At 40.7% G+C, this 7,528-nt stretch carries 6 protein-coding genes; 4 read left to right on the top strand and 2 right to left on the bottom strand.

Features of this window, described 5'->3' with window-relative positions; translation table 11 throughout:
* Nucleotides 1–213: 213 nt before the first annotated feature.
* Nucleotides 214–1,572 (bottom strand): sensor histidine kinase, encoded by a 1,359-nt coding sequence (locus tag ACM0OX_RS34565; protein WP_414519592.1) that lies wholly within the window; start codon nt 1,570–1,572, stop codon nt 214–216.
* A gap of 261 nt (nt 1,573–1,833) precedes the next feature.
* Between ACM0OX_RS34565 and ACM0OX_RS34560 the strand changes: the two genes are divergently transcribed.
* The 3 genes from ACM0OX_RS34560 to ACM0OX_RS34550 all read left to right on the top strand — a co-directional run bounded on the left by ACM0OX_RS34560 (nt 1,834) and on the right by ACM0OX_RS34550 (nt 4,223).
* The gene (locus ACM0OX_RS34560) at nt 1,834–2,604 is read left to right on the top strand and encodes a Uma2 family endonuclease (RefSeq protein WP_414519590.1); all 771 of its coding nucleotides are present in this window, start codon (nt 1,834–1,836) and stop codon (nt 2,602–2,604) included.
* A 132-nt stretch (nt 2,605–2,736) separates the two neighbouring features.
* A complete protein-coding gene (locus ACM0OX_RS34555; protein ID WP_414519588.1) occupies nt 2,737–3,909 on the top strand; it encodes an S-layer homology domain-containing protein in 1,173 nt (390 codons plus the stop codon).
* A gap of 59 nt (nt 3,910–3,968) precedes the next feature.
* Nucleotides 3,969–4,223: a hypothetical protein gene (locus tag ACM0OX_RS34550; protein ID WP_414519586.1), complete on the top strand. Its 255-nt coding sequence runs from the start codon at nt 3,969–3,971 to the stop codon at nt 4,221–4,223.
* Here the strand turns inward: ACM0OX_RS34550 and ACM0OX_RS34545 are convergent.
* Nucleotides 4,220–4,657, bottom strand: coding sequence for a CAAD domain-containing protein (locus ACM0OX_RS34545; RefSeq protein WP_099102215.1), 438 nt, complete (start codon nt 4,655–4,657; stop codon nt 4,220–4,222). The genes ACM0OX_RS34550 and ACM0OX_RS34545 overlap by 4 nt on opposite strands.
* 990 nt (nt 4,658–5,647) lie before the next feature.
* Here ACM0OX_RS34545 and ACM0OX_RS34540 point away from each other — a divergent pair.
* Complete coding sequence (locus tag ACM0OX_RS34540) at nt 5,648–7,372, top strand: ATP-binding protein (protein WP_414519584.1); 1,725 nt, start codon at nt 5,648–5,650, stop codon at nt 7,370–7,372.
* Nucleotides 7,373–7,528 lie beyond the last annotated feature (156 nt).

Below are 7,528 nucleotides of genomic sequence, written 5' to 3'. Positions count from 1 at the left end.
GCTTGCGGGGAGGGGTTGGGGGTGGGGTGTTAGGGACTTTTGCAAGAGGTCTATTGTTAATATATGGCAAGACAGTTCAGTTAAGCAATTTTTTCCTTCTCTTTCTTCTCTCTGCGTCTTGGCGGTTCGTTAAAAAATAGACTTGGATAACAGAGTTTTAGCCTTAACTGAACTGTATTGTAATATATGGGTCATTTTCCTCAATATATCTTCTTACACCAGAGGTAACAATATTTCAAATTTTGTACCTATATCAATCTGTGAATGAAAATTCAATTTTCCACCATGTCTCACAGTAATAATTCGATAACTTACTGCTAAACCAGTATTTTTACCATTCTTTGTTTCCAGAGAAAAAGACTCAATAATTTGCTGTTTTAATTCTTCAGACATTCCAGAGCCATTGTCAGCAATGCGAATTAAAACCCAGCGAGAATCTGGTGCATCTGGGTTGCTTGCTTCTTGTGATATAACTTCTGTGGTAATCTCAATTCGCGGTTTTTGAACAGTCTTTGTCTCTTCTAAATGTAACTGCTGTCGCACTCCTTCATTGAGTAAAATATCCACAACTTCACTTAAAATATTCATCAAAACCTGGTTTAATTGCCCCATAAAGCAATATACTGGGGGTAATTGACCGTAGTATTTGACGATTTCGATTTCTCCTTGAAGACGGCTATTAATTAATAAAATAATGCTATCTATACAGGCGTGTAAGTCTACTGGCTTGGGAAAAAGTTCATCAATATGACAGAAGTTTTGCAAGCTAGTAACTAGTTTTTTTAATCTTTCCGCTCCCGTGCGAATACTAGCAAGCGATCGCGACAAATCTTGTTCTAAAAAATCAAATTCAATTTCTTCTTTAATTTGATTAATTGCCTGAGAAACTGATGGTAACTCTAGATCGTAAGCTGCTATGAGTTTGAGTAAATCTTGACTGTAGTTTGAAACATAAATTATGTTACCCCAAATAAAACCCACTGGGTCTAAAACTTCGTGGGCTACGCCGTCTACTAAACGCCCCAAGTTTGCCATTTTATCATTTTGAATCATTTGGGCTTGACTGCGTTCATAGCGGATCAGATTGTCGATTCCCCGAATTTGCCAAGAAATAATATTCAATTCTTGGACATCTAACAATCTATAAGCACCAGATTCGGTTTCTACTACAATTGGTTCTGCTAATAATTCTGGCGATCGTTTTAGGCTAAGTTGCATCGTTGTTAAAATCGATGTTGTATCAGTAACCAGCAACATCGATGTCCGCACATAGCTGTAGAGAACAGCTAATGGTTGCTGAACAAATAACTCTTGTCCGAATGGACGAATCAAAAATTCTAGTAGTCGCCGCCGCGAAATCATCCCAATGAAATGTCCCTGTTCTACCAAAATTACTCCTGGTAGCAAGGGGTATTTGTCCAAAAAACTAGCCACTTCCATCCCGGTGTGGCTGATTTCCACCGAGAAATTATACATTGGTAGTTCTTGGAGGGTTGAATCTAAATCAAGATCGCGATCGCTACCCTCAGACAAAAATGGTGGTGAAATTTGGCAACTGAATTCTTCTGGCACTACACACCCTGATTTTTTCAAAGACAGGTAAAGAATAAGTTAATATTTTACATTCTGCCACCCTCAAAATCCGATTTTAGTTTAGGTATCTAATAAAACTAGTGGTCTGTCAAGCTGAAAATCTTTCTCAGACGACTGGAAGTAATTGGTGTGCAATTGATAATCTGGGTGGAGAATATTGAGAAAGCGATGTCTACGACGGGCTACGCCTACGCAAGTTAAACTAAAAATAACCTTTACGAAGAGTGCAAAGGTAGCGTTATGACCTCTGTAACTAATCCACCCAACGCTCTTACTCCTTTTCCCTTCCCGGATCATACTCAACTTCCTGAGTCTAATGGTACTTTTGTGAAAAATTGGCAAGAGCATCCCCAAAGCCTTCTACTAACTGACTCAATTACACCCCTCCTTAAGCAATTAAACCCTGAAGGTGAATACTGTATAGGGCAAGACTTAGGGATTTACTGGCGGTTGACCGATCCCCTTGAAAAAGGCGCAGAAGCACCAGATTGGTTTTATGTACCGAATGTACCATTTTTGCTCAATGGGCAAACGCGACGTTCTTATGTGATGTGGCGAGAGTTTATTGCCCCGTTGATTGTCTTAGAATTTGTCTCTGGGGACGGTAGTGAAGAGCGAGATAAAACTCCTTTGAAGGGTAAATTTTGGATTTATGAGCAGGTGATTCGTCCTGCCTTCTACGGCATTTATGAAGCGAGTAAAGCCAGCCTAGAAGTTTATCATCTAATTGAAGGACAGTATCAAGTTTTACCAGCAAATGAACGAGGACATTATCCTATAGTTGCTTTGAGTGTTGAATTAGGTTTATGGCAGGGAGTTTATCAGAATGTGGAATTACCCTGGCTGCGTTGGTGGGATTTACAAGGTAATTTGTTGTTGAGTGGCGATGAAAGAGCAGAACTGGAATCGCAAAGAGCAGAACAAGAATCCCAAAGAGCCGAACAAGAATCCCAAAGAGCCAAACGCCTAGCTGCCCAATTGCGATCGCTTGGCGTTGAACCAGAAACCTGATATCCTACTTACGAATTACGAATTACGAATTACGAATTACGAATTACGAATTAAAAAAGGGCTGGTGTAAAAGAGTCATCTGTGGCTTAATTTGTTTAGACACAAATTTTTACTGCTACCAGGGTAATCACGATGACAAATAGACCTCCTTCCGAACCGGAGTCATCTCAAAAAACTGCCCTTGGCTTTGATGAATTTATAGCCATTTTGGTTGCCTTCACCACTATCGGAGCGATTCTTTTTTGGTCGTTGTCTCGCAGAGATTCTAGTTGGAACTTAAACGGGCTGCTGTTGCCTTCTTCCACTTCGTCTCCTAGTGTTCGACCAAATCCATTATTGCCCTCTCCTACTGCCAAGGTAGAACCTTATACAGTCCCCAACAACGTTTTGCCCTATTCTTCACCGGAAGCTGTTGTTGAACCCAAGACACCTTCATTTCCAACTAACAGCGCAACTCCTTACCGCGCAATGTTACCATCTATTTTGGTAATCCCAACTCAATCCCCACAACCACAAACGCCTGTATCTCCTTCAACAGAACTTGAGTCATCACTCAAATCATCAGCGTTGCCTTTAGTAACTCCGGCAAAACCAAAATCAATCATTCCGCCGCCAATTGCATTTAACGATGTGCCCAATGACTTTTGGAGTCGGCGTTTTATAGACGTTCTTTCTGCCCGTGGGATTCTCAAAGGTTTTCCTGATTATTCTTTTAGACCAAATCAGCCTGTAAACCGCGCCGAATTTGCTGCCATACTAGAAAAAGCCTTTGACCAAGAACCGTCTAAGACTGCGATCGCATTTCAAGATGTACCAACAAAATTCTGGGCGACTCCAGCAATTGACCAAGCCATCAGTGCGGGGTTTCTCAAAGGCTACCCGAAAAAAACCTTCAAACCACAACAAAATATTTCACGAGTGCAAGTTTTAGTTGCCCTTGTCAGTGGGTTGAATTTAAAAGCACCCACTTCTCCAAATCAGATTATTAGTGTTTATAAAGATGCTAAAGACATTCCGCCTTATGCTATCGCCAAAATCGCTGCTGCTACAACCAATGGTCTGGTAGTTAACTATCCAAATCCTCAAGTCCTCGATCCCAACAAAGTAGCTAGTCGGGCGGAAGTGGCGGCAATGATTCATCAAGCTTTAGTCAAACGGGGCAAACTGTCGGCAATTACATCTCCTAATATAGTGCGTAGGGATAGCCCGCCACAGGCATCGCCTAAAATATCTCCAGAACTACCACAGACTAAAAAACCGACCCCAAAAGCTAAATTGACCACCGGAGGTTCGCCTCAACAATAATTACTAATTCGTAATTAAACCAAGGATCGTAGGAAGCAACTTCTACGAGTACTAGCGTTATGGGTGTAGTTTTGATATTACAAATTGTTAAAAATTTTGTCAGTAACTTTGAGAGAAGACTGGACACCGACTTCCGGCGTCCAGTCTTCGGGGATTTAGAATTAGAGCGTACTTCTACACAGAGCAAGCTACGCCTAGCGCGATGCCCTGATGTCGTACCACTTGCCTACGGCACGCTGCGCGAACGTGGAAGCAAGCTATGGGGAGCGTCTCATAGAGAAGGGTCTCATAGAGAAGCGATAATTAGATATTAAGCTTCTGGAATTTGTTTACCGACAACTTGTGATTTAAGAGTGGTGATTTCACTAGTTAACTCTTTCCTGGTTGAGGCTTTGAGTAAATAGCGGTAAACAAACCAGGCAGAGTAACCAATACCGATTAGCTCAAAAGTAGGTGCTACCAAAGGGATATCATTCAAAGCATCTAATATTGCCAAGAGTACTTTAACAGCAACAATTGATCCTACAATTAAACCAACTGTTACCAGGGGTTGCTTATATTGATTAAAGAAGCTTCCCAGATAATCTGGTAATGTTGCTAAAAAGGTAGAAATTTGCTCCCCGTATTTTACCCATTCGTCTTGAGGCTGTGCCGGAGGCTGAAGTTTGGTGATGGTTCCCGTTTGGTTGTTGATCTCTGCCACTGTAGTCTCTTTAGATGCGGTTTCGGTAAATTCTTGTTCTGGCATTTTCACTCCTATTAATTTGACAGTTGAGTTTTTCTAATCTGGATAATTACAACCAAAAGGTTGTTGATTAGGTAATGTACTTGCTAATCAGTACAATTTGGTGAAAGGCACAAAAAGATTTTAGTGTCCTATAACCATACTTGCCCCATACTATCTACTGCATCAACTACAAGGTAGACAGTCAGTAGGAGGATAGAACTCAGAAGGTAGCAGGATGTATTATAATCAACTTCCTGAGTTCTATTTTTGGAATCAACTGGAATCCTCAGGTTGTGATTATCCCATTTCGTGTCATTTGCTCATAATCGTACTAAATCTAAGTACAAATCATGCAAAAATCACTCCACTTCTCATTTATATAAGCCTAGAAGCCGATTTTATCCGATATTAAAGCTATCTTAAGCCGCGTTCGTCAATTCACGCATTCGTATTGATATTAATACGTAATAAAAATTTTTGTGTGTTCATATAGACTAGACTTTTAACCTATTTTATGATATGTGTGCCTGGGATGAAGGAGACAAAAGGATAAGGAGGCAAGGAGATAAACAAAACTCAGCACTCTTTTGCCCAATCCCTAATCCCCAAGAAGTATCAAACCTTTTGTTTTTCTCCTGATTGTATTAATTTTATAAGGAAGCAATAAGGTAGAGTAATGGCGTAGGCGATCGCAAGAACTCATTGCTTGCTATCAACCGCATATTGTGGAAAGTAGTGTAGTAAGGAGAAGACGCTCTCAGGTGGGTCTTTAGTTCAGGAAACTATATCATTGCTCGTAAAAAAAGTGAGCTCTATTAATTTTAGTAATTATACTTAGCAAGATAGTTGTAAAATTTACTTATATAATTTAAGGTGATGCTAATTATCTAGCAGGCAATTATTTGCTCTTGCGATAAAAGAAGATAATGTAGATGTTAATGACTAATTAAGGTATTTTGACAATCTAGACTAATTTGATTATTTTTGCGGGAAGGCAAGGAGGTTTGAGAAATGCCAACTCAAAAGCCAACCCCTATCTACAACAGTTCAGAAAGCAAAAAAGTGTCAGCCGAAGAGCCATCGACAGACGAACTCCCAACTATAGAATTTCCTTCACGAGGGAAACTCAAAGCTAGTTCTTGGCGTATCCATCAAAAAATTGGCTATGGGTACTTTGTAGCTATTGGAATTGGCTTTTTTGGCTCACTGACTGGGTTAGTGATTGCTAATTACTACCGGGGAAGGGAAGTTAGACAATTTAATCAAGCTTATGAACAAGGGCAACTACTGAGTAATTATAAAGATGCAGTAGTAGGGGCGCAATTACATAGTTCTAACCTAGTTGCTGTATTAGAAAATTCACAACAACTGCAAAACAAAAAAGCTGATTTTCTGAAGAATGTTGAAAAAGCCAAGCAACTAGAGTCAAAAATTGGCGGATTTCTCGATAGTAAACCTAAAAGACTAGCAGCAACAAGTTCGACTTTACAGACGTTATTGCTGGATTACAAAAATAATTTAAATGCCTACGTTGACCAAATCGAGGTCGTCTTACAGAAAATTGACTCTCAAAAAGTGCAGCCTCAGCAGATTTCCTCTGCCCGATCGCAGTTATTAACAATAATGCGTGGTGAAACAGCCATGCAACTAGATCAGCTTTCTCAAAGCTTGACTAACATCCTGCAAACTGCTGAAGATCAAGAGCAAGAAAGGCAAAGAGCCGTTGAGCAGGCGAGAATAGTTGAGCGATTTATCGTGATTGTGAGTATGTTGGTTTCGGTAGCGATCGCAGCTATTGTAGCTTGGCGTACTAGTCGAGCGATCGCTGAACCAGTGATCACTGTAACCCAAGTAGCTGAACAAGTTGCCAGGAAACATAATTTCGATTTACGAGCACCCGTTACCACTGAAGATGAAATTGGCCTACTCGCCAAATCTCTAAATCATCTGATTGAGCGAGTATCTCAGCGAACAAAAGAACTACAACAAGCTAAAGAATTAGCCGAAGCTGCTAGCAAGGCAAAAAGCGTATTTTTGGCCAATGTCAGCCACGAATTACGCACACCATTAAATGCTGTCATTGGCTTAAGCCAACTTCTAGAAGATGACGCTACCGATCTTGGTTTATCGGCAGATTTTATCACAGATTTAGAAACAATTAACGCTGCTGGTAAGCATCTACTGCACTTGATTAACGAAATCCTCGACTTGTCAAAAATCGAAGCGGGGAAAATGACCCTGTATCCTGAGACATTCGAGATTGCAACGCTAATTCATAACGTTGTTCTCACAGTCAAACCAGCTATAGAAAAAAATGCCAATGTTTTAGAAGTAAATTTTGATGAGCAACTTGGCACAATGTACGCCGATCAAACTAGGATGCGGCAGGTATTGTTAAACTTACTCAGTAACGCCAGTAAATTCACTACAAACGGCAAGGTGACGCTGACGGTTAACAGAGAAAAGGATGAATTTCGACCGGATGCTCCTTTGGGCAGCATTATTTTCACTGTCACCGACACAGGTATCGGTATGTCTAACCGTCAACAGCAGCAGTTATTTCAACCTTTTACCCAAGGTGATACCTCAACTACGAAAAAGTATGGAGGTACGGGACTAGGGTTGGCAATTAGCCGCCACTTTTGCCAGATGATGGGTGGTGAAATTATTGTCAAAAGTCAGCCAGGAATTGGCTCTACTTTTACTATTCGTTTGCCAATGACTGTGCAGGATTGAGGGTATTGGGTACTGGGGCATAGGTTATTCCCCTCATCTCCCCTTACTCCTTTCTTTCTCTTTTCACCTAATCATAAGAACCCCACCCCCGCCAAAGCTGTGCTTTGTCTCCCCTCCCGAAGAGCCTACGGTGTACACACATCTTTGTATAAAACC

The organism is Nostoc sp. PCC 9305 (assembly GCF_963920915.1).
In the GTDB taxonomy this organism is placed as follows: Bacteria; Cyanobacteriota; Cyanobacteriia; order Cyanobacteriales; family Nostocaceae; genus Nostoc.
Note: the sequence above shows the minus strand (reverse complement) of the source record. Positions and strands in the feature narration are given on the sequence as shown.

Excerpts from the sequence above, each read along its gene's own strand:
- ACM0OX_RS34560 (WP_414519590.1), top strand. The coding sequence starts at position 1,834 with ATGACCTCTGTAACTAATCCACCCAACGCTCTTACTCCTTTTCCCTTC.
- ACM0OX_RS34555 (WP_414519588.1), top strand. The coding sequence starts at position 2,737 with ATGACAAATAGACCTCCTTCCGAACCGGAGTCATCTCAAAAAACTGCC.
- ACM0OX_RS34550 (WP_414519586.1), top strand. The coding sequence starts at position 3,969 with ATGGGTGTAGTTTTGATATTACAAATTGTTAAAAATTTTGTCAGTAAC.
- ACM0OX_RS34545 (WP_099102215.1), bottom strand. The coding sequence starts at position 4,657 with ATGCCAGAACAAGAATTTACCGAAACCGCATCTAAAGAGACTACAGTG.
- ACM0OX_RS34540 (WP_414519584.1), top strand. The coding sequence starts at position 5,648 with ATGCCAACTCAAAAGCCAACCCCTATCTACAACAGTTCAGAAAGCAAA.